Below are 22,692 nucleotides of genomic sequence, written 5' to 3' on the forward strand. Positions count from 1 at the left end.
CAACGAGCCTCTGGGGGAAGAGCGAATGATGCGGCGAGTGATAGTCGGTGTGCTGTGGATCGGAGTCGTCGCGGGCGCGCTCACGCCGATCGCCACGAAAGCGGCAGAACCACCCGCCGTCGAGGTTTTCGCGAAATCCTCGCCGTTCACCTCGTTGCGGCTGTCGCCCGACGGCGAGCACCTGGCGGTCAATGCCGCCTATGACGATGGCAACTACGCGGTGCTGGTCTACCGCATCGCCGACATGAAACCCACCGCGATGCTGCGCTTCCCGCGCTTCGAGCTGGCCAGCCAGATCGTCTGGGTGAACAACGAACGGATCGTCATCGCCAAGGCGCGCAAGCTCGGCGCGCTGGAAAAACCCCGGCCAAGCGGCGATATCATCGCCACCAATCTGGACGGAACCCGCCAGGCCTATATCTACGGCTATGAGCAGACCGGTCGCTTGCGTGGCCTGAGCCGGGGATTCGGCTACATCGCTGGATTGCCGCGCCTGCCCAATGGCCGCTTCTACATGCGCCAGCTGTCGCTGGAAACCCGCCACTCGATGCTATACGACGTCGATGCGGACACCGGCACCGGCAAGCTGGTGACTGATATCGCCGTTCCCGACCTCGACTTCGTGCTTGATGCAGACGGCACGCCACGCTACGCCTATGGTGTCGATGACGATGACCACAGCTTGCTGTTCCAGAGCAATGGGCGTGGCAACTGGCAACCGATGACGCAATTGCAGGGCCACTGGATTCCGGCCGCGTTTTCATCCGACGGCAAGCGCGTGTTCGGCGACTACAGCAGCGACGGCGGCCCCAGCCAGTGGGTGTCGAGCGATCCTGACGGCCAGAACCGCATCACCTTGGCGTCGGACCCATTCTTCAGCGTTGGCGATGTCGAATGGCGCAACACCCCGGACATGACCCCGTTCGCCGTCCAGATGGGCCGTGATAAGCCCTCGCCGCACTATCTCGACGACAGTGCCGAGGCCCAGCTGCACCGCTCGCTGATGGCCTCATTACCCGGCCGCGCGGTGGAGTTCCTCGACTACAGCACCGACGGCAAGCGCGTGTTGTTCGCGCTCTACAGCGACCGTGATCCAGGCGGCTGGTATCTGTTCGATCGCGACCAGAACAAGGTCCACCGCCTGCTGATGGCCCGGCCCGACCTGCAGCCCGGGCAACTCGGCGAGCGCCAGATGGTGCGCTTCACCGCCCGCGATGGGCTGAAGCTGGGCGCGGTGTTGACCTTTCCGCCAGGCAAGCCAGCCGGCAGCGGCTCGCTGCCGATGATCCTGCTGCCGCATGGCGGGCCGCACGCGCCCGGCGATGACTGGCGCTTCGACAGCGATGCGCAGTTTCTGGCCAGCCGCGGCTACCTGGTGCTGCAGGTCAATTACCGCGGCAGTTGGGGACGTGGACGTCGATTCGAGCAGGCTGGCTACCGGCAATGGGGCAAGGCGATTCAGGATGACCTGATCGACGGCGTGCGCTGGGCGATCACCGAGCACCTGGCTGATCCGGCGCGCATCTGCTCGTATGGCGGCAGCTTCGGCGCCTACGCGGCGATGATGGTGGCGGTACGCGAACCCGGGATGTTCCGCTGCGCGGCCGGTCAGGCCGGCATCTATGACTTGAAGATGATGTACGACAAGGGCGATATCCGTGAGAGCGAATACGGGCGCAACTATCTGCAACGCGCCATCGGCAGCGATCCGGTCGAGCTTGCCTCGAACTCGCCGGTGAATCTGGCGGAGAAGATCCACATCCCGGTCTTCCTCGCACACGGCGAGCAGGACGAGCGCGCACCCTTCGCGCAGGCTAAGGCGATGCGTGCGGCGCTGGAGAAATCCGGCAATACGCCGGAGTGGATGGCGGTGCCCCGCGAAGGCCACGGCTTCTACAAGGACGAGAACAATGTGGCGTTCTATCAGCGGCTGGAGGCCTTTCTGGCTCGTAACCTGCTCGTTTCCAGTACCCAGGCTTCGGCGGCGACTACCACCGACGCGAAGGTGCCCTGAGCACTGAGCGGTCACAGGTGCTGGCCGCTCTCACGACTGCTCGCGGAAACTGAGCGAACCGGGCCCATCTTGACCGTAATGCTGATGCACACGCTCCACCCTGCGATGAAGTACGAGATTTTCATCCCGGGGTTATATGTAACAAGCCGTTGCCCGTCGTAGCGGGCTTGGGTGACAGCAAGGGCCGGGCTCCGGCGGCCCGGGCAAGTAAATCGAGAGGAACCCCATGATCACTCAGGCTGAGTACGACAAGTACCTGCGCGGCTACCAGATCACCGACTGCGTTGTGCGCAACAGGAACTTTCTGCATTTCATCGCTCGGAACATCGAAGCCTCGGAGAACGCCAGTGTCATCTCTGAGGCCACCGTGCCGAAGCTGATGGTCGTGTTCTATCCCCAGAAGGAAAAGGGCAACCGGCTCGGCGCGCGTGAATTCGACGGATACGAGCAAATAGTGATCGGCGCCAGCCAGTACAACGAAGACAAAGCCATCTGCGTGGCCGCCGACGGTGAAGTATTCAGCACCGGCGGTGGTACATCCGAAGCCGAGCAGAACATTCCCAAGCGCAAGGAAGGTCCGCGACGCGGTGCCATTCAGCGGTTGCGCATGATCGGGGACGTGCTCCATGCCGTGGGCAGCGGCCACACCGTCTGCCGTCGCCGAGGCCGCAACGACTGGGAGTCGTTGTGCCTGAACCTTCCGCTGGAAACCCGGGCCGATGCCGACGATGTCGAGCGTTCGGCCAACATGGCCTTCGAGGATATCGACGGCTTCTCGGCCAGCGACCTGTACGCCGTCGCGGGGCGCGGTCGCGTCTGGCACTACGACGGAGATCGATGGACCCAACTCGCCTTTCCCTCGAACATGCTGCTGCATACGGTGTGCTGTGCGGGCGACGGACAGGTGTACATCGGCGCGCAATCGGGCACGGTGTTCCGCGGCCGCGGACAGGAATGGAAGCTCGTGCACCACGGCGAGCTGACTCTGCCTTTCAAGGACATCGTCTGGCACGCAGACAAGGTGTGGGCGACCGGCGACTACGGTCTATGGCAAATCGACGGCGATGTGGTGACCCGGCTTGACCTGCCTTCTACCATTGCGGTCTGCGCGGGCAACTTGTCAGCGGCCAGCGGTACGCTGCTGATGGCCGGTATGCATGGTGCGGCTTTCCATGACGGCGTGGCCTGGCATTCCATCTTCAACAGACACGAGATGGAGTAGCCAACATCGAAGGCGCCTGTGCAGGAAATCGCGGCCCGCTACCCCAACGCCTCCAACTCCCGGACACGCTCTTCGCCGGAATGCACCGCCGACTCCGCGACCGCACCACCGCGCGCCATCCTCGGCACCATGCCGGTCCAGCGCTTGAATGCGCGACGGAATTCGCGCGGGTCGTCGAAGCCCACCTTGACCCCGACCTCGGCCACGCTGAGGCGGTGCTCCTGCAACAGTTGCGTCGCGTGCTCGGCGCGGATGCGGTCGTGGAGGTCGCGGAACACCTGCCCGCTCTCGGCCAGTTTGCGTCGCAGCGTGCGCTCGCTCAGGTTCAGCACCCGCGCCACGTCGGCCAGTCGCGGATGTTGGTCCAACCGTTCGCGTAGCAGTCGCTCGACCGCGACCACGATCTCCTGCCTCGGCGCGGCGTGCTCGGGCGCCAGCCGCTGCGCGCACAACGCCAGTGCCTGGCTGGTGGTCAGCGGGTTGTGGCCGGACAGTGGATAGTCGAGCCAGCGCGTCTCGAACAGCATGCGGTTCCTGGATGCGCCAAAGCGCAACGGGCAAGCGAACAGTTGCGCATATTCGTCGGCATGCGCCGGCGCCGGATAACGCAGCTCCAGTCGCAAAGGCCGGAACGCCGAACCGGACAACTTGCGGGTCACGTTGATGCAGCTGGCGAACAGCTCCTCGCAGAAGAACGGCTCCAGCTCGACATCGTCGAACGGAACGCTGGCGACCATCGCCAGTTCGCCGGCACCGGCCGGTTCGATTGCCAGATCCAGCAGGCAGCCGCAGACGTGATAGTTCTCCATCGCAGCGGCCAGCGCCTCGCCGAGCGTGCGCGAGGTCAGCATCGCCAGTCCGAGCAGGCCGAAATCGCCGATGTCGCCTTCGCGACCGATCACCAACCCGGCGTCAGGCAGGTCCAGTGCGCGCATTGCGCGGCAGATGAATTGGTGTGCGGTGCGGTAGGACACGCGCAGGTCGGGATCGGCGAGTTGCTCGCGTCGCAACGGCAGGCCGTCGAACCAGCGCTCGCAGGCGATGCCGCGCGCATCGGCCAGGCGGACCATCGACAGCAGCTTGTCCGGGCCGTACTCGGCGGCGGTATAGCGCAAGTCCCGGCGCGCGGACCCGGCCGCTACGGCGGCAAAATCGTCGGTTTCCGTGATGTTCGACAGCCTCGGCATGCCCAGCTCTCCCCGACACACGCAGATGGGTTTTCTAGCACGCCTGCCACGATGTGACCAGAAGGTTTCAGCGCCGACCGGAGAGATCGGCCATTCACCGCACCGCACGCACCTTGCGCACGGCCAGTCCACCGGCCAGCGTCGCCACGGCGGCGGCCAGGAACAGCATCGGGTAGCCGCCCAGCCGGGTTACCAGCAGCGCAGCGATCGCCGGCCCGACCACCTGCGGGGCGGCGCTGGCGATATTGATCAGCCCCAGGTCCTTGCCGCGGTCCTGTGCGCGCGGCAGCACCTGCGAGACCAATGCCAGATCGACCGCGACGTAGGCGCCGTAGCCTAGCCCTTCCAGCGCCGCGGCAAGCATCACCCAGCGCCAGTCGTTGCTCACCGCCAGCACCGACAACGCCACTGCCATCACCACCGCGGCGACCAGAATTATTGGCTTGCGCCGGTGCAGGTGATCGGAAAGCCAGCCGCCGGCCAGCGCGCCGACGATCACGCCGGCGGCGTACAGCCCGATCAGCACCATCAGGCCATCCTCGGCGCTCTGGCCAGGGAACAAGCGCGGGTACTGCAGACGGTCGCGCAGGTAGTACAGCAGGTACAAGGTGCCGATCGCATTGCCGAGATTGACCAGAAAGCGCATGAGCCAGGCCCAGGCGAAATCCGCGTGTCGGCGTGGATCGATCCACCAACTGCTGCTCGCAGCGGGTGGTTCGGAGGACCGTGACATCACCGGTGTCGCGCTCTTCCCCACCAACCACGGCATCGGCACCGTACACAGCAACAGCAACAGCGCGACGCCGGCATAACCTTGCGCGACACTGCCGGCGGTGGCGGCCAGCACCGCGCCACATAGCGCGCCGAGCGGCTGCATCACCCCGACCCAGGCCCCGCACAGCGCACGTTGTTCGACCGGAACCCGATCTGGAATCAACGCGTTCAGCGCCGCCAACATCGCGTTGAGCGACAGCTGCGCGGCACACCAACCCAAGACCATGCCGGTGATGCCCTGCTGCTGGCCCAGCAGCACCAGACACAGCGCTCCGGCGACGGCGCCTCCGAATATCCACGGCAGACGTCGGCCGAAGCGCGAACGAGTGCGATCCGAACCGGCACCGGCCAACGGATTGGCCAGCATCGCCACCAACGCACCGACACCGGTGATCCAGCCCAGCAACGCTTCCTTGTGCAGCGGCTCGAGCACGCCGACCTGCGCCGCCAGCAGCACCTGCAACGGCCCGAAGAATCCGGTCCACACCCCGAGATTGGCCAACGCCAGACCGGCGATGAAACGCTTGTTCACCGGCGCGAGCACGACAGCGACGTCGCCATCCTCAGCGTGCGGCGCCGTGTTCATCGTTGTGCGGCGATGCAACGCCGATACCACTCGAACGAGGCTTTTGGCGTGCGTCGCTGGCTGGGGTAATCGACATGCACCAGGCCGAAGCGCGGCCGATAGCCTTCGGCCCATTCGAAGTTGTCCAGCAACGACCAGACGAAGTAGCCGCGCACGTCCACGCCGGCGTCGATCGCCCGGCGCAGCGCTTGCAGATGTGCACGCAGGTAGGCGATGCGACGCGGATCGTCCACCTCGCCCGCCGGCGTCGTCGCATCGGCGAAGGCCGCGCCGTTCTCGGTGATGACGAGCGGCGGCAGTCGCTGGCCATAGCGTTTGCGCAGGTACAACAGCAGCTCGGTGAAGCCCTCCGGGGTGACCGGCCAACCCATCTCGGTGCGCTCCAACGCTTCCGGCGGATCGGCCGCCTCGATCGGCACCTCGCCGGTGGCACGCCTGACGTATTGCGCGTTGTAGAAATTGACCCCGAGGAAATCCAGCGGTTGCGCGATCAGTTGCAGATCGCCGGGCATGATCGCCGAGGTGTCGATGCCGAACAGACGCAAGCCGCGCGGATAGCGCCCCAGCAGCAGCGGATCGATATGCCCGCGCAGATGCAGGTGTTCGAGCAACCACGCGGCCAGATGGTCACCAAGTCCGCGCGAAGCCGGTCGTGTCCGCGCCATGCTCTGTGCAATGCCGATCCGCGCCTGCGCTGGCAATCGTGCACGCAGCGCCTGCACCGCCATGCCGTGCGCGAGCAGTTGGTGATGCCAGATCGGAAACATGCCAAGACCGCGTCGCTCGCCCGGCGCATGCACGCCAAGCGCGTGACCGAGTACGGTGTGTTCGAAGGTCTCGTTGAGGGTGATCCAGTCGCCGATTCGATCGCCGAACTCTACTGCCAGCAGTTCGGCGAACTCGGCGAAGCGTGCGGCGGTGTCGCGATTGGTCCAACCACCGCGTTCCTGCAAGGCCAACGGCAGATCCCAATGGAATAGCGTCGGCACTGGCCGGATGCCGCGGCCTTGCAATTCGTCGAGCAGGCGACGGTAGAAATCCAATCCTTTCGGATTGGCCGGCCCACGCCCTTCCGGCTGGATCCGGGTCCAGGCGATCGAGAAGCGATAGGCATCCACACCCAACCGTTGCAGTAGGGCGACGTCCTCGCGGTAGCGGTGATAGTGATCGCAGGCGATGCGGCCATCTTCGCCACCCGCAATCGCATCGGGAACGCGACAGAATGCGTCCCAGATCGACGGCCCGCGCCCATCCTCCTCGGTCGCGCCCTCGATCTGGAACGCCGAGGTCGCCACGCCCCACTGGAACATGGGCGGGAAACGCGGGAATTCGCCGTCGTCGTGCATTCACTGTTCCTCGAACGGCGTCCAGCGATCGACGATACGGCCGTCCTCGAATACCCAGACCGGACCGAACTGCAGCAGCATGCCCTCGGACTGATGCGGCCTGAGGAACACCAGATCGTCCACCGCCAACGCCGGCCGTGTCGGCCCGGTGTAGATCGCCTGGTTGTAGCTGGTGCCGAACACACCGGGCCGACGCAGTCCCGGTGGCGAGGCAACCTGCGCCGGCCAGCCGCCGCCATAGATGAAGTAGGTCTGCCGCGCCGCGCGTGGTCCGCCGACCAGCAACCGCGAGAACCACTGCGGCCCTGGCAGGCGTACGCCTGGCAGGCGCTTGAGCACCGGCGTGGCGACGAACAGCGCGGGCTCGAACTCGGCCAGCAGATCGATATCGAAATCGCTCGGTTTGAGCAGCGCCGAGCCCGCGCTGACATCGTTCAATGGCGAATCGCCACCACTGTGCAACACGATCGTCGGGCTACCGGCGCCGTTCCAGCAGGCATGCGCGGATTGCTCCGGCAACGCTTCACTGACTTGTTGCTGGAAGCGGCGATAAGTCTCGACCGCGCTGGCGAAACCATGCGCACGCGATTCGACCAGTGCCGGCAGCTTGCCGACATGCGCGTCGTAGCCCATCAGCCCGGAAAAGCGCAGTCGCTGCGGATATTCGCCAAGTAACTGCAGCATCTGCTCCATGCCGGCGGCGTCTTCGATACCGCCGCGATGCAGACCGACATCGATCTCGATGTTGATCCGCAGCACCACGTCCAGCTCCTGCGCCAGTGCCGCATATTCGTGCAGGCGCTGCGGCGTATCGATCAGCCATTGCAATTGCTGCTCCGGCACGAACGCGGTTTCGCCCAGATGCCGGTAGAAGTGTCGCGCCGCTGCGACCGGTAGTGGCTTGCCAAGCAGCAGATCGGCAACAGGAAAGGCGCGCGCAGTCTGCAGCAACTGCGGCTCGTGGAACACCATCAACGCACGCGTGCCGGTCAGCTGCATCAATTCGTCGAGCATGCGCGGCACCGGCAGCGATTTCTCGACCAGACGCAGACGCTGCCCCGGGCCAAACAGCGCCCGCATCCGCGCGGCGTTGCGATGCATCCGCGCGCGGTCCAGCACCAGCACCGGCCAAGCCGCGCCGGCCTCGCGCAGTGCCGTTTGCAGACCGGTGAAGTAGCGATCGTGTGCAGCCGTCATCTCAGTCCACTCCGAACAGAACACGCAGATACGGATTGAGAAACTTGCCGCGCGGATCGAGTTCGGCCCGCAGACGCAGGAACTCGCCCAGTTGCGGATACAACGCACGCAGGCCGGCGGCATCGACCGTGTGCAGCTTGCCCCAGTGCGGCCGCCCGCCGTGGCGACGCAGGATCGGCTCGATCCGCTCGAACAGCGGGCGATGATCCTGCTTGTAGTACTGATGCACCGCGATCGACGCGCGCGGACCATCGCCAAACGGGCTGAGCAGATAGTCATCACCGCCGACGTAGCGGTATTCGACCGGGAAGAACACCCCGCGGCCGTCGCGTGCCAGCTCGCGGCAGACCTCATCCATGCACGTCGGGCCACGCTCTGCCGGCACGTGATATTCCATCTCGTTGAAGCGCACGTTGCGCGCCGATGGGAAAATCCGGTGCCACTCGTTGACCCGCTCGCTGGGTTTGACGAAGCGCGCCACCAGCCGTTGCAGATGGGGCGCCAGCGGCGGCAACAATCGACTCAACTCGCTGCACAGCTGCAGCAGCCCATCCTGCGAATCGGCGCCCTGCTCCTGTTCGGTGACGGCGTCCTCGCTGATATCCAGCACCTTGACGATCGCCACCTTGCCGCCGGGGAACGCCCAGAATTCGAAATGGCGATGATCGCGCTTGAGCTGCTCCAGCTCTGCGAACACCTGCGGCAGCGGCAACGCCCATACCCGCTCGCGCAACCGGTAGCTCGGAACGTTCTGCAACTGTGCTTGAGTAATCACCCCAAGCGCTCCGAGCGACACCGCCGCAGCACGAAACAGGTCGGCGTCGCGCTCGCGGCTGCACTCCAGCACCTCGCCCTGCGCGGTGACCAGGCGCAGTTCGGTCAGACTGGCGGCAATGCATGGCAGTTGCGCACCAGTACCGTGGGTCGCGGTGGACAGCACCCCGGCCAGGCTCTGCCGATCGATGTCGCCCATGTTCGGCAGCGCCTGCCCAACCGCCTGCAGCAGCGGCCCGACCTCATGCAGGCGGGTGCCCGCCCACAAGCGGGCGCGATGGCGTTCGGCATCGTGGTCGATCAGCCCGCTCAAGCGATCCAGTGATACCAGCGTGCCTGCGGTCGGCACCAGCGCGGTGAACGAGTGACCGGCGCCGACCACGCGCAGTTGCTCGGCATCGCGCACCAGCGTGGTCAGCGCCTGTTCGTCGGCCGGCTGCACGATCGACGCCGGTCGCGCCTGCTGTAGACCGGACCAGTTGCGCCACGGCGTCGTTGCGGGATTCGAATTCATGGCGGTCCCGGTGCGGGCTGCGGCGATGGAAGCACTCGTCGCAAGCCGTAAGCGGCAATCACTGCTTGCACCAACAGCACCGCCAACAGGAAGCCGGCGCCCAGATCCCAGCGTGCGTGATCCGCTGCCCATGACAGCGCGAACACCGCGGCCGACGCACCGATGTTGCCTGCCAGCCAGAACAGACTCAGCGCCATGCCCGCGCGCGCCGCGCCGGCTGCGTCGACCACCGTGGCGACCAGCAATGGCAGCGGCGCCAGCAACGCCGCACCGAGCAGCAACCCCGCCATGCACAGGACCATGAAATTGCCGCTGGTGAACAGCAGCAAGGTGATTCCGGTGCTCCCCAGCGAGGCCAGCACCAGCAGCCGACGCAGGCCCACCCGGCGACGCAGCGCCTCGATCCAGAACATCCCGGCAATGGCACCGGCCAGCATGCATAGCGCGACCAGCCCGGCATGCAGTGCATCGATGCGATGACGCTGCAGGATCGGCTCTATCCAGGTCGAGACCGCATTGAAATAGCCGTTGCCGAGCAGGATCAGTCCCAGCACCGCGAGCAGCGGCGGTGTCTTCAGCAACGGCAGCACCTGCCCACGCCACAGCGTTTTCGCGACCGACACCGATGTGGCGACCGGCGGGCGTGGATCAGCCGGAACCACCACGAACACCAGCAGTGCCAGCAGCGCGAGCACGACCACATCGGCCCACAACGAAGCACGCAGCATGCCGCCCCCCGCCAATGGCACCAGCACGAAGGCCAACCCCAATCCAACGAACAACGCCATGCTGCTGATCTCGGTCGCCAGCAAGCGTTGTCTGTCGTCGAACCAGGTGGCTGCCAGGCGCCCGGCCAGCCCCATCACCAGTGGCTGCACCAGCGCGAGCAATGCCTGGAATCCCAGCGCCTCGGCGTAGCTGGAGGCCTGCGCGCGCCCGAGTACGGCGATCGCCATCACCAGTGACGCCAACCGCAACGAGGTCCGCACCGGCCAGCGGTCGATCAGTGCACCACTCGGCAGTGCCAGCAATACGAACAACACCGGAAACACCAGCGAGAACATGCCGATCGCCCCGACCGACACGCCGTACAACGCGGCCGCATCGTCGGTGACCGGCGCCAGCCGCAGCCATTCCCATTGCATCGCCGCCTGCAGGCAGGCGTACAGGATCAGAACGCGGAAACGGGTCGGCATCGGTATCGGCGCCTGCGGGAGAGCCGGGATCGGCTTCACATCACTGCACCACAGCCGGGCGCGCCGGCCATAGGGATAATTTCGGCCAAAACTCCCTCCGGGCTTGCCCCCTGTAGGGCCGAGCCTGCTCGGCTGCCCTTTACGTCATGCATGCCGGAATGGAGAGCAGCCGAGCAAGCTCGGCTCTACGACACCCGAAGGTTTACCGGGCGACGTTGCGCAGCGCGCTTGGACTGGTCCCGCACCACTGCTTGAACGCATGCCGGAATGCCCGCGCGTCGCTGAAACCCAGTGCCTGCCCGACCGCCGCGACCGTCATGCCGCTTTCGCCCAGCAACTGCCGCGCCATCTGCGAGCGCACCCGCGCACTGACCACACGGAACGAGGTGCCCTGCTCGCACAGGCGCCGGTGCAACGTGCGTACGCTGAGATCGAGCAGCCGCGCCGCACGTTCGGCCGACAGCGCGGCCAGGCCCGGCTGCGCCAGCAACTGTTCCAACGCCTGCACCGCGTCATGCGGCTGGCTTTGATCGCGCTGTTCCAGCAGCTGCAGCAATTCCACCGGGATAGGCGCGACCTTGCGCAGCGGCCGGCGCAGCCATGCAGCGTCGAGAACGAAGCGATTGCCATCCTGACCGAAGCGCGGCATCACTCCGAACAGCTCCTGATAGCGCTGCGCATGCGCCGGCTCGGGATAGACCAGATCGATCCGCAGCGGCAGCGGCGCCTCGCCGAGCAGGATCCGGCCCAGCGCGATCAGGCTGGCAAACAATTCCTCGACCAGAAACCGCAGCACCAGCGGATCGTTGAAGCTCGAACGCGCGACCAGACTGACCGTGCCGTCCTCGACCCGCCAATCTACATCGAGCAGACCGCCGCCCTGACGCTGGTAGCGCACACCGATCTCGATCGCCTCGGCCAGATCGGGCGCCGCCGCCATCGCGTAGCCCGGCAGACCGAAACAGTGCAGCCCCTGGCTGCGCCCGACTTCGAGCCCCAGGTCTGGCCGCACACTGAGCCGCAGCGCACGCCGGATGATCCACCAGGCCTGCCGCCGCGATACCAGATGCCCGCCACGCAGCTCGGCGACGCCGAACCCGAGGTTCGCGCATAGCCGCTCGCACTCGATCCCGTTCGCGGTGGCGTACTCGATCAACGCCAGCAGCAGCGCCGGATCGGTCTGCGGGACGAACTGCTGCGGTTCGAGACGGGGCCGTGGCATGCGGCCAGCATAGGACTGATCGTGGTCCTGTTGCCCAACCCGGCCCTACACCGGCTCCCCCGGTAATCCACCTAACTCCGTCATCCCCGCGCAGGCGGGAACCCAGCGACTTCCACACCCTCTCTCTATCGTCATCCCCGCGCCCCAAACAACTGGCCGGATATCCCCCCTTTTTTGGCGAGCATGCCCCCTCCGCATCCGGAGCCGCTCCCGATAATGAATCCGCACGCGACCCTCCACGCAGGCGGCCCGCCGCCCCGGGCGTTCGTCCCAACCGCAGCGAAGCAGAGACTGAATCCATGAAGACGATGAATCGCACCTCGCTTTCCAAGGCCCTGGCCTGCGCCCTGATCGGGTTCGGTTGCAGCCAGGGCGCCGCCGCTCAGTCCCAGCCCGCCGCCGCGAACGCAAACACGTCCGACGACTCCGTCACGCAGTTGGACACCGTCGTGGTCACCGCACAGAGCCGCAGCCAGGAGATGCAGAAGGTGCCGATCGCCATGCAGATCGTCGGCGCCGCACAGATCGACAAGCTCGCCGCCACCGACCTCAGCCAGGTGGCGCTGTACGTCCCCGGCCTGGTGGTCGAAGCCGACCAGCCAACCCAGCCCTCGTACCAGATCCGTGGCATCTCCACCGTCGATTTCGGGATCGGCACCGATGCCGCGGTCGGCATCTACATAGACGGCGTCTACGCCGGCCGCTCCGGCGCCACCTTGCTGGCGTTCAACGACATCCAGCGCATCGAGGTGCTGAAGGGCCCGCAAGGCACCCTGTTCGGCCGCAACACCGCCGCCGGCGCGATCTCGATCGTCACCAACGAACCCGGCGACAGCTTCGAAGGCAAGGTGCGGTTGCGCGCCGGCAACTACGGCAAGCGCTACGGCGACGCGCTGGTGAACCTGCCGCTCAACGACACCATGGCGCTGCGCATGAGCGTCTACGACAACCAGAGCGATGGCTGGATCAAGGACGCCGCCACCGGCAAGCACTACAAATCCGACGACGATTGGGGCACCCGCGCGGTCTGGCGCTGGAATCTCAGCCCGGACACCCGGGTGCTACTGAGCTGGGAGCACGAGCGCCTCGACCAACCCGCGCGCCCGGCGATCGGGCTGATTCCGATGTCCAGCGACAGCAGCGATGCGGCGCCCTATCCGGCCGATCCCTCCACCTATCTCAACCCGCTGCATGCGCCGCTGTACAACGATGCGATCAACGAAGGCGAGTCGCGCACCTACGACGCCGCCACCCTCGCCGTGGTGCATCACTTCGAATGGGGTGAGCTCAAGGCCACCACTGCCTGGCACGGCTTCGACACCTACAACCTCGGCGATTACGACGGCACCAACCACGTCGCGACCTACCTCGACACCGCCAACATCGAGCACAACAGCAACCTCTACCAGGAGTTCAAATTCTCCGGCAACACCGAGCTGATCGACTGGGTGGCCGGCGCCAGCTACTACCGCGAACGCGCACGCCAGACCAGCCAGGTCGACACCAACACCACCACGCTCGACACCCTGCTCGGCAACGCCTATGGCGTGGACAAGCCGCTGGCCAGCATCGGTGACGCGTTGGCCGCCTTCGACCTTCCGTACAGCCTGCTCGGCTATTCGTGGACCGAGTCGATGCAGAACCGGCTCAACTACGATTCGTGGGCAGCGTTCGGCGACGTCATCTGGCATCTGACCGACCGCCTCAACCTCACCACCGGCCTGCGCTACACCCGCGATCACAAGCGCTTCTCCTGGTACAACGCGCCGCGTCGCGCCGACGAGCTGGACGGCGTGCTGCAAGCGCTCAATGACTACGGCATCACCGGCGTGCTTCCGGAGGACGCGCAGGCGATCCTGGCCGCGCTGGGCTCGAACCTGATCTACACCGACGCGATCGGCACCCGTGTGGCGATGAACAACACCTGGTCCAAGTTCAGCCCGCGTGTGGTGCTGGATTACGCGTTGACCACGGATTCGATGGTCTACGGCTCCTTCAGCAAGGGCTACAAGGCCGGCGGCTACGACAGCGTCGAGGTCGGCTCACTGTTCCAGCCCGAGGACGTCACCAACTACGAGATCGGCTACAAGGCCAACCTCCCGCGCTACCACCTGCAGTTCAGCGCCTCGGCCTATTACTACCGCTACGACAACATCCAGTCGTTGACGCTGGATTCCTCGACCGAGTCGATCGTGCCGCTGTACCTGACCCGCGTCTCCGACCAGGAAGCCAAGGGCCTCGACGTGGACCTGCAGTGGCGCGCGAGCACCGCGCTCAAGTTCAATCTCTCCGGCGCCTACATCGATTCGACCTACCGCAAGGCCACCACCGACGAGGGACTCGATCTCTCCGGTCAGCCCACCGGCGAGCCTACATTCTCGTTCGCCGCAGGCATGTCCTACACTTGGCAGAACGTGTTCGGCGGCAGTCTGGAATTCGACCTCTCGCAAGCCTATCGCGGCAAATCGCGCTGCAACCTGGAGTCGGTCGAACAAGGCGAATGCGACGTCAGCCCGAACTTCTCCATCGGCGCCGCGCAGCAGCGCACCGATGCACGCCTGGACTGGAGCTCACCGACCGGCGCCTGGGCGGTCGCGCTCTACGTCAACAACGCCTTCGACAAGCGCTACGTCACCGGCGTCGACAACATCACCTTGTCGACCCTGGGCACGCCGTACGCCCGCATTTCCCCGCCGCGATTCTGGGGTGTGGAATTCAGGGCCAATTTCTGAATACCGGAGCCTTCTTTTGAACAACGATCTGGAATCAAGCCGGCAACGCCTGCGCGAAGCCCATGCGCGCGAGCCGATGCCCGACTGGTCCCGACGCGCGCAACGGCTGCAACGATTGCAGACGCTGCTGCTGAACAACCGCGCCGATATCTGCGCCGCGATCGATGCCGATTTCGGCGGTCGCCCGGCGCAGGAAACCGAGCTGATGGAGCTGTATCCCAGCCTGTCGGAGATCCGCTACGCGCTGCGCCATGGCCGCCGCTGGATGTGCGAACGCGGCAGCTGGGCCGGGTTTCCGTTCTTTCCCGCGCGCAATCGACTGTTGCCGCAACCTCTCGGCGTGATCGGCATCATCGTGCCGTGGAACTACCCGCTGTATCTGGCAATCGGTCCGCTGATCGGCGCACTCGCCGCCGGCAACCGAGCGATGCTGAAGATGAGCGAGCTGACGCCGCGCTTCTCGGCACTGTTTGCTGAGCTGGTGCACGCGCATTTCGGCGACGACGAGGTCCGCGTGGTCAACGGCGACGCCAGCGTCGCGCAGGCCTTCGCCAAGCTCGGCTTCGACCATCTGCTGTTCACCGGCTCGACCGCGATCGCCCCACAGGTACTGCATGCCGCCGCCGAAACCCTGACTCCGGTGACGCTGGAACTGGGCGGCAAATCGCCGGCGCTTATCGCGCCTGGCGCACGCTTCGAACATGCGGTGGAACGGATCCTCGTCGGCAAACTCGCCAACGCCGGACAGACCTGTGTCGCTCCCGATTACGTGCTGTTGCCGCGCGAGCAGATCGACCGCTTCGTCACCGCGGCACGCGCAGCGGTAACGCGGATGTACCCCGACCTGCCCACCAACCCGCTGTACACCAGCATCGTTTCCGAGCGCCACGGCCAGCGCCTGCTGAATCTGCGCGACCAGGCCGTCAGCGCCGGCGCCACCGCACTCGCCCTCGGCATCGACGACGCTCAAGCCACCGGCCCCTTCAACGGCCGCCGACTGGCCCCGACCCTGCTGCTCGACGTGCCAGAGCAGGCGGCGGTGATGCGCGAGGAAATCTTCGGCCCCTGGCTGCCACTGGTGCCCTACGACACGCTCGAACAAGCTCTGGCCTACATCGCCGCTCGCCCGCATCCGCTGGCGATGTATTTGTTCGATGACGACCCGCGTCGCGTGCGGCAGATCCTGCGCACCACCATCGCTGGCGGCGTCACGCTCAACGACACCCTGTACCACGTCGCCCAGCACGCACTCCCGTTCGGCGGCATCGGTCCATCCGGCACCGGCAGCTACCACGGCGAACATGGCTTCCGCACGTTCTCGCACTTCAAACCCGTCTTCGCCCAGGCCCGCCTCAACGGCGCCGCCCTGCTGGCGCCGCCCTACGGCAAACGCTTCCAATGGGTGCTGGATTGGCTGCTACGGCGCGGATGACGACACGCTCTATAGTGCGTGCATGCCAACACCCTCAAAGACTATCGGCCTGATCGGCGGCATGAGTTGGGAATCCACTCTGCCCTACTATCGGCACATCAACGAGACCGTCCGCCGCGAATGCGGCGGCCTGCATTCGGCCCGCTTGCTGCTGTACAGCGTGGACTTTCACGAGATCGAACGTTTGCAGCGCGCCGACGATTGGGACGGGGCTGGATCGGCCATGGCCACTGCCGCGCGGGCGCTACAGGCAGGCGGTGCAGACTTTCTGATCTTGTGCACCAACACCATGCACCGTGTGGCCGATGCCATCGTCTCGGCTACCCCGCTGCCCTTGTTGCACATCGCCGACGCCACTGCCGATGCGCTCGTGGCTGCCGGCATACAACGCGTGGGCCTGCTTGGCACACGCTTCACGATGGAACAGGCGTTCTATCGCGAGCGTCTGCAACAGCGTGGTTTCGAGGTACTGGTTCCCGAGGCCGACGACCGCGTCCTGGTGCACACGGTGATCTACGACGAGCTTTGCCAGGGCCTGGTGCGGACCGAATCACGGCAGGCGTTCGCCCGGATCATGGCTCGGCTCGAAGGTGCTGGCGCGCAGGCCATCATCCTGGGCTGCACCGAGATTTCGTTGCTGGTGCAGGCCGGCGATGCCAGCGTGCCGCTCTTCGATACCACGGCACTCCACGCGGAGGCAGCAGCGCTACGCAGCCTGCTCTGAACGCACATCGCGGCGACGCCAACGCGGCCGCCGCGCGCCACGAAACATCACCAGATACAGCCCGACCACCCACACCAGCGCCGCGCACCAACCTCCGAGGATGTCGGAGGGGTAATGCACACCGAGATAGATCCGCGACGTTCCCACCAACAGCACAAACACTGTCGCAATCACCGCCACCGGCCAACGCCAACGCGTCCGCCACGCCAGCGCGATCACCACCGCCGCCAACGTCATCGAGCCCATCGCATGACCGCTCGGGAAACTGAAGGTGCTCTCCGGCGCGATCGACTCCCACAGGCTCGGCCGCTCACGCTGGAAAAAGTGTTTGGCCCCCAGGTTCAGCAGCGCCGAACCGACGAAGCCGAACCCCGCGAACGAGGCTTCACGCCAACGCCGCAACGTCAGCAACCCGATCACGATCACGATGTCGAGCGGGATCACGCCGTACTGGTAACCCAGCCTGGACATGAAGACGAAGAACGCATCCAGCCATGGCGACGCCATGTCGCGCATGTCCCACAGCAGCGGTTCGTCGAAGAACGCATCCTCGAACTTGTGCACATCGTCAGCCAGCGCGACGAACACGCCCAGCGGCAGCAGTACGCCGGCAAACAACAGTACGAGACGCCACGCATTGTCGCGCAGCCAATGACGGAAACCGGCCGGCGTCTCAGCCGACCGGACGCGCATAGCGGGTTTCGACGTACTCATCGATCAGCGTGACGAACTCCTGCGCGATGTTCTCTCCGCGCAGCGTCACCTTCTTCTCGCCATCGACGAACACCGGCGCCGACGGCGCCTCCCCGGTACCCGGCAGCGAAATGCCGATATTGGCGTGGCGCGACTCGCCCGGCCCGTTGACCACGCAGCCCATCACCGCCAGGGTCATGTTCTCCGCGCCCGGATGGGTAATGCGCCACAGCGGCATCTGCTCGCGCACGTGGTTCTGCACCACCTTGGCCAGTTCCTGGAAGAACTCGGAGGTGGTGCGGCCGCAGCCCGGACAAGCGGTGACCATCGGGGTGAAGGCACGCTGGCCGGTGGTCTGCAGCAGTTCCTGCGCGACGATCACTTCCTGGGTGCGCGACTGGCCCGGCTCGGGCGTAAGCGAAATGCGGATCGTGTCGCCGATACCTTCCTGCAGCAGCACCGACAGCGCCGCGCTGGAGGCGACGATGCCCTTGCTGCCGATACCGGCTTCGGTCAGGCCCAGGTGCAGGGCAAAGTCACAGCGGGCCGACATGTCGCGGTACACCGCGATCAGCTCCTGCACGCCGGAAACCTTGGCCGACAGCACGATGCGATCGCGCGCCAGGCCCAGTTCGACCGCGCGCTCGGCCGAATCCACCGCCGAGCGGATCAGCGCCTCGCGCAGCACCCGGCCGGCATCCCACGGCTCCTCGCGTTGCGAGTTCTCGTCCATCAGCTGCGCCGCCAGCGCCTGGTCCAGCGAGCCCCAGTTGGCACCGATGCGCACCGGCTTGCCGTACTTGATCGCAAACTCGATCAACTGGCCGAACTGCAGATCCTTCTTCTTGCCGAAACCGACGTTGCCGGGGTTGATCCGGTACTTGGCCAGCGCCTCGGCGCAGGCCGGCTCGGCGGTCAGCAACTGGTGGCCGTTGTAGTGGAAGTCACCGATCAGCGGCACCTCGATGCCCATCATCGCCAGCTTCTCGACGATGCGCGGGATCGCCGCGGCCGATTCGGCGTTGTTGACGGTCAAGCGCACCATTTCCGAACCGGCGCGCCACAACTCGGCCACCTGCTTGACGCTGCCGGCGATGTCGGCGGTATCGGTATTGGTCATCGACTGCACCACCACGGGGTGGCCGCCTCCGACGGTGACATTGCCGATCCTGACCGATTGGGTCATGCGGCGAGCCCAGGGGGCGGAGGAAGCGGGCGGCGTGGGGCGGCTGACGGCGTCGTGCATGGCGCGCATTCTAGCGTGAGCGCCACGATCGCTCACCCGCAAGTAGGCATCACGGCAGGCTGCCGTTGCGGGAAATCAAAGCGCGGGCGGCTCGTGGCCGGCGCAGCCGCCCGCCTGCGCGGTCCCGGCAAGTGCCCGTCGTGCCCGAAAACGGCTCATGATGCCGGGAAACTGAACCTGCACCGGTCGTGCGACGGTTTGTCGCAACGGCTTTCGGCTTTGCCGGCCGGTGCCTACGATTGAGGCCTCATGAATTCATCCGACGCTTCGTTCCTGCGCACCCTGTGCAGCCTGCGCTGGCTGGCCACCGCCGGCCAGGCCGCCACCATCCTAGTCTGTACCGGCCTGATGCGCCTGGAGCTGCCGCAGGTGCCACTGTGGTCCGGCGTGGTCGCGCTGGCACTGTTCAACCTGTATGCGCAGATCCGGGTCTCGCATGCGGACGGTGCCGCGCCGGCGACCGCGTTCGGGCACATCCTGGTGGACATCACCGTGCTGACCTGGATGGTCGGCTGGAGCGGCGGCATCGCCAATCCGTTCGGCTCGCTGTTCCTCATCCTGATCGCGCTGGCAGCGCTGGCGCTGCCGCTGAACTGGACCATGGCCGTGGCCACCGCCTGCGTGACTGGCTATGCGGTCAGCGCCGCGTTCGGCATGCCACTGCCCTCCGGCAGCTTCGACCCGCTCAGCCTGCACCTGTGGGGCATGGCGGCCAACTTCCTGATCTCCACGCTGGTCGTGCTGGTGTTCTCGACCAAGCTGGCGTTCGCCCTGCGCGAACGCGAACGCGAGATCTCCACGCTGCGCGAACGCTTCGCCCGCAACGAGGGCATCGTCGCGCTCGCCACGCATGCCGCATCGGTGGCGCACGAACTGAACACGCCGCTGGCGACGATGACCCTGCTGGTCGACGATGCCACCGAGCAGTGCGAGCAGCCGGAGCTGCGCGAAGACCTGGAAACCGTGCGCGAACTGCTGGTGCAATGCCACGAACGCGTGCTGGCCCTGGCCGCCCCCGCCGACAACGGCAACCTGGCCAGCGAAGTGGCGGTACAGGACGTGCTCGAACAATGGCGACTGGTGCGCCCGACCATCCAGTTGCAGCGCAATCCCGAGGCGCCGATGCAGTTGATGCTCGAGCCCAGCGTCGGCCATCTGCTGCTGGTACTGCTCAACAACGCCGCCGATGCTGGCGAGCGTACCGGCCACCCGCAGGTGGATCTGACCTTGCGCATCGAGGACGGCCAGTTGCAGGCCGAGGTACGCGACTATGGCCCCGGCTTCGACACCCAGCAGGCCATGCTGCCCGGCAAGCTGTTCAACAGCGGCAAAACCGATGGCATGGGCGTCGGCCTGGCACTGTCACACGCCACGATCGAACGCCTGCACGGAGAGTTGTGGATGCTGCCTGCCGAAGGCAGCGGCGCCCGGGTGGGATTCCGCCTGCCCTTACACGATAAGGAAGCGATTGCATGAACGAGACCACGCCCAAGGGTTTGCTGGTCGATGACGACGGCCTGTATCTGCGCACCTTGCAACGCAGCCTGGCCCGTCGCGGCATCGAAACCCAGGTCGCTGCCGATGCCGCCGCCGCGCTGACCCTCGCCCGCCAGAACCCGCCCGACTTCGCCCTGATCGACCTCAAGCTCGGCCACGACTCGGGATTGGCACTGATCCAGCCCCTGCGTGCGATCCGGCCGGACATGCGCATCCTGCTGGTCACCGGCTACGCCAGCATCGCCACCGCCGTGGAAGCGATCAAGCTCGGCGCCGACGACTACCTGCCCAAACCCGCCAACATCGCCACGATCCTGCGCGCGATCGGCGAAGAGGACGAGGACCCGAACGAGCCGCCGGAAGAAGACGAGCAAGCCCCGGAGATGATGACCCCTCTCAGCCGCCTGCAGTGGGAGCACATCCAGCAAGCACTGCACGAAACCGGCGGCAACGTCTCCGCCGCCGCCCGCCTGCTCGGCATGCATCGGCGCTCGCTGCAGCGCAAGCTGACCAAGCGCCCCAGCCCCGCATCACTGCGCGATCCGGGGCATTGACTGGAAACATCCCCATGAACCGTAGGAGCGGCTCACTGGCAATCGGAATAACGAAAAAAGCCGCGGGGATGCCCGCGGCTTTTGCTTTCCGTACTTTCGTCGCGGTTACCAGAACAACGTATACAGCGCCACCAGAATCGCCACCACGCCCACCGCACCCATGTTGAAACTGGCCGGCGTGCCATAGCGCACGTCGTCGGTACGGATCAGGTCGCGTCCGGGCGCCGCCGGCGTGACCAACGACACACCTACCGCCAGCAGCAGCGACAGCAGGAACACCAACCCAACGCGGTCGATGAACGGCAGCGCCGGCCACGCCAGCCTGAACAGGATCGACAACGCGAACGAACCGATCGCCGCGCTCAACGCGCCGGCCTCGTTGGCGCGCTTCCAGAACAGGCCGAGCATGAAGATCACCACGATGCCCGGGGTGAAGAAGCCGGTGAAGTCCTGGATGTACTGGAAGCCCTGGTCGAAGCTGCCCAGCAACGGCCGTGCGGTCAAGATACCCAGCACCACCGCCACCGCAGCGGCGATACGACCCACGCGCACCAGCTTCTGCTGATCGGCCTGCGGACGCGACTTGGCGTAGAAATCCAGGGTGAAGATCGTCGCCACCGAATTGATCTTGGACGCCAGCGAGGCCACGATTGCCGCCACCAGCGCGGCGAACACCAGACCCAGCACGCCGGTCGGCAGCAACTGCATCATCGTCGGATAGGCCTGGTCGGGCTTGGCCAGATCCGGCGCCAGCACCACCGCGGCGATGCCCGGCACCACCACCACCACCGGCATCAGCAGCTTCAGGAACGCGGCGAACACCATGCCCTTCTGCGCCTCGCCGATGTTCTTGGCGGCCAACGCGCGCTGGATGATGTATTGGTTGAAGCCCCAGTAGCTGATGTTCATGATCCACAGGCCGCCGATCAGCACGCCCAGGCCCGGCAGATCCTTGTAGAACGGGTTGTCCTTGGACAGGATCATCTGGAAGTGCTCCGGATGCTGCTGCCACAAGTGCTGGAAGCCCGCCACGACGCCGGCACCATCGCCGATCTTGGCCAGGGTCAGCCCGGCCACCAGCAGGCCACCGAGCACCAGCAGCGAGACCTGCACGATGTCGGTCAGCGCCACCGCCTTCAATCCGCCATACAGCTGGTACATCAGCGCGAACACGCCGATCAACGCCAGCGCCAGCATCTGGTCCATGCCGGTGACCTGGGTGACGGCGATCGAACCCAGCCACAGGATCGAGGTCAGGTTGACGAACACGTACAGGCCCAGCCAGAACACCGCCATCAGCGTGCGGATGCGATTGCCGTAACGCTGCTCGAGGAACTGCGGCATCGTGTAGATGCCATTGCGCAGGAAGATCGGCAGGAAGTACTTGCCGACGATCAGCAACGTCGCCGCCGCCATCCACTCATAGGAGGCGATCGCCAGGCCGATCGCATAGCCCGATCCGGCCATGCCGATGATCTGCTCGGCCGAGATGTTGGCCGCGATCAGCGAGGCGCCGATCGCCCACCAGGGCAGCGACTTGCCGGCGAGGAAGTAATCCTCCGCGCTCTTGTTGTGCCCGCCCTTCTCGCGCGAGACCACCTGCGCCAGTACGAAAATGCCGGCCAGGTAGACCAGCACGATCACGATGTCCAACGTTGCAAGACCCACTGCATTCTCCCTTCATGCGGCAAGCCACGTGTCGGTCGTCCGGGCCCGGCTCTTGTAGGAGCGGCTTTAGCCGCGATGAGGCTTTATCGGTAAAGCCTCATCGCGGCTAAAGCC

17 protein-coding genes are annotated in these 22,692 nt (G+C 65.8%); 7 read left to right on the forward strand and 10 right to left on the reverse strand.

The features are described from left to right. Positions 1–28: 28 nt before the first annotated feature. Entirely contained in the window at positions 29–2,014 is a 1,986-nt protein-coding gene (locus AC3WJE_RS01555; RefSeq protein ID WP_493728997.1) for a S9 family peptidase, read from the forward strand. Between the two features lie 226 nt (positions 2,015–2,240). Next, entirely contained in the window at positions 2,241–3,236 is a 996-nt protein-coding gene (locus AC3WJE_RS01560) for a WD40/YVTN/BNR-like repeat-containing protein (protein WP_493728998.1), read from the forward strand. 38 nt (positions 3,237–3,274) lie between these two features. Here the strand turns inward: AC3WJE_RS01560 and AC3WJE_RS01565 are convergent, their stop codons facing one another. The 7 genes from AC3WJE_RS01565 to AC3WJE_RS01595 all read right to left on the reverse strand — a co-directional run bounded on the left by AC3WJE_RS01565 (position 3,275) and on the right by AC3WJE_RS01595 (position 12,032). Beyond that, positions 3,275–4,423 carry an AraC family transcriptional regulator gene (locus tag AC3WJE_RS01565; protein ID WP_493728999.1) on the reverse strand — a complete coding sequence of 383 codons (1,149 nt, stop codon included), beginning with the start codon at positions 4,421–4,423 and terminating at the stop codon, positions 3,275–3,277. Positions 4,424–4,517: 94 nt separating this feature from the next. Further along, on the reverse strand, positions 4,518–5,783 hold the full coding sequence (locus tag AC3WJE_RS01570) for an MFS transporter (RefSeq protein WP_493729000.1): 1,266 nt from the start codon (positions 5,781–5,783) through the stop codon (positions 4,518–4,520). Beyond that, positions 5,780–7,129 (reverse strand): GH1 family beta-glucosidase, encoded by a 1,350-nt coding sequence (locus AC3WJE_RS01575; protein ID WP_493729001.1) that lies wholly within the window; start codon positions 7,127–7,129, stop codon positions 5,780–5,782. Before AC3WJE_RS01575 ends, AC3WJE_RS01570 begins: the two co-directional genes overlap by 4 nt. Beyond that, positions 7,130–8,326: an alanine racemase gene (locus AC3WJE_RS01580; protein ID WP_493729002.1), complete on the reverse strand. Its 1,197-nt coding sequence runs from the start codon at positions 8,324–8,326 to the stop codon at positions 7,130–7,132. Between the two features lies 1 nt (position 8,327). Further along, positions 8,328–9,614 (reverse strand): D-arabinono-1,4-lactone oxidase, encoded by a 1,287-nt coding sequence (locus tag AC3WJE_RS01585; protein WP_493729003.1) that lies wholly within the window; start codon positions 9,612–9,614, stop codon positions 8,328–8,330. Next, entirely contained in the window at positions 9,611–10,810 is a 1,200-nt protein-coding gene (locus AC3WJE_RS01590) for an MFS transporter (RefSeq protein WP_493729004.1), read from the reverse strand. Before AC3WJE_RS01590 ends, AC3WJE_RS01585 begins: the two co-directional genes overlap by 4 nt. 202 nt (positions 10,811–11,012) lie before the next feature. Continuing rightward, the gene (locus AC3WJE_RS01595; RefSeq protein ID WP_493729005.1) at positions 11,013–12,032 is read right to left on the reverse strand and encodes an AraC family transcriptional regulator; all 1,020 of its coding nucleotides are present in this window, start codon (positions 12,030–12,032) and stop codon (positions 11,013–11,015) included. 299 nt (positions 12,033–12,331) lie between these two features. Here AC3WJE_RS01595 and AC3WJE_RS01600 point away from each other — a divergent pair, with 299 nt between their 5' ends. The 3 genes from AC3WJE_RS01600 (at position 12,332) to AC3WJE_RS01610 (ending at position 16,920) form a co-directional block, all read left to right on the forward strand. Further along, complete coding sequence (locus AC3WJE_RS01600; protein WP_493729006.1) at positions 12,332–14,764, forward strand: TonB-dependent receptor; 2,433 nt, start codon at positions 12,332–12,334, stop codon at positions 14,762–14,764. A gap of 76 nt (positions 14,765–14,840) precedes the next feature. Then, a complete protein-coding gene (locus AC3WJE_RS01605; protein ID WP_493729028.1) occupies positions 14,841–16,196 on the forward strand; it encodes a coniferyl aldehyde dehydrogenase in 1,356 nt (451 codons plus the stop codon). Between the two features lie 22 nt (positions 16,197–16,218). Continuing rightward, on the forward strand, positions 16,219–16,920 hold the full coding sequence (locus tag AC3WJE_RS01610; RefSeq protein ID WP_493729007.1) for an aspartate/glutamate racemase family protein: 702 nt from the start codon (positions 16,219–16,221) through the stop codon (positions 16,918–16,920). Here the strand turns inward: AC3WJE_RS01610 and AC3WJE_RS01615 are convergent. Both AC3WJE_RS01615 and ispG read right to left on the reverse strand, forming a co-directional pair. Next, the gene (locus tag AC3WJE_RS01615) at positions 16,903–17,613 is read right to left on the reverse strand and encodes a phosphatase PAP2 family protein (RefSeq protein WP_493729008.1); all 711 of its coding nucleotides are present in this window, start codon (positions 17,611–17,613) and stop codon (positions 16,903–16,905) included. The genes AC3WJE_RS01610 and AC3WJE_RS01615 overlap by 18 nt on opposite strands. Beyond that, on the reverse strand, positions 17,594–18,868 hold the full coding sequence (ispG, locus tag AC3WJE_RS01620) for a flavodoxin-dependent (E)-4-hydroxy-3-methylbut-2-enyl-diphosphate synthase (RefSeq protein WP_493729009.1): 1,275 nt from the start codon (positions 18,866–18,868) through the stop codon (positions 17,594–17,596). Before ispG ends, AC3WJE_RS01615 begins: the two co-directional genes overlap by 20 nt. A 240-nt stretch (positions 18,869–19,108) precedes the next feature. On the opposite strand from ispG, the gene AC3WJE_RS01625 reads away from it, so the two are divergent. Together AC3WJE_RS01625 and AC3WJE_RS01630 are read left to right on the forward strand one after the other, a co-directional pair. Further along, on the forward strand, positions 19,109–20,335 hold the full coding sequence (locus AC3WJE_RS01625; protein ID WP_493729010.1) for an ATP-binding protein: 1,227 nt from the start codon (positions 19,109–19,111) through the stop codon (positions 20,333–20,335). Then, the gene (locus AC3WJE_RS01630) at positions 20,332–20,910 is read left to right on the forward strand and encodes a response regulator transcription factor (protein ID WP_493729011.1); all 579 of its coding nucleotides are present in this window, start codon (positions 20,332–20,334) and stop codon (positions 20,908–20,910) included. The genes AC3WJE_RS01625 and AC3WJE_RS01630 overlap by 4 nt, the downstream gene beginning before the upstream one ends. Before the next feature lie 105 nt (positions 20,911–21,015). Here the strand turns inward: AC3WJE_RS01630 and AC3WJE_RS01635 are convergent, their stop codons facing one another. Continuing rightward, a complete protein-coding gene (locus AC3WJE_RS01635) occupies positions 21,016–22,578 on the reverse strand; it encodes a sodium/sugar symporter (protein ID WP_493729012.1) in 1,563 nt (520 codons plus the stop codon). Positions 22,579–22,692: the final 114 nt, after the last annotated feature.

The sequence above is a fragment of the Pseudomonas sp. GW821-FHT07E12 genome, from assembly GCF_058986605.1.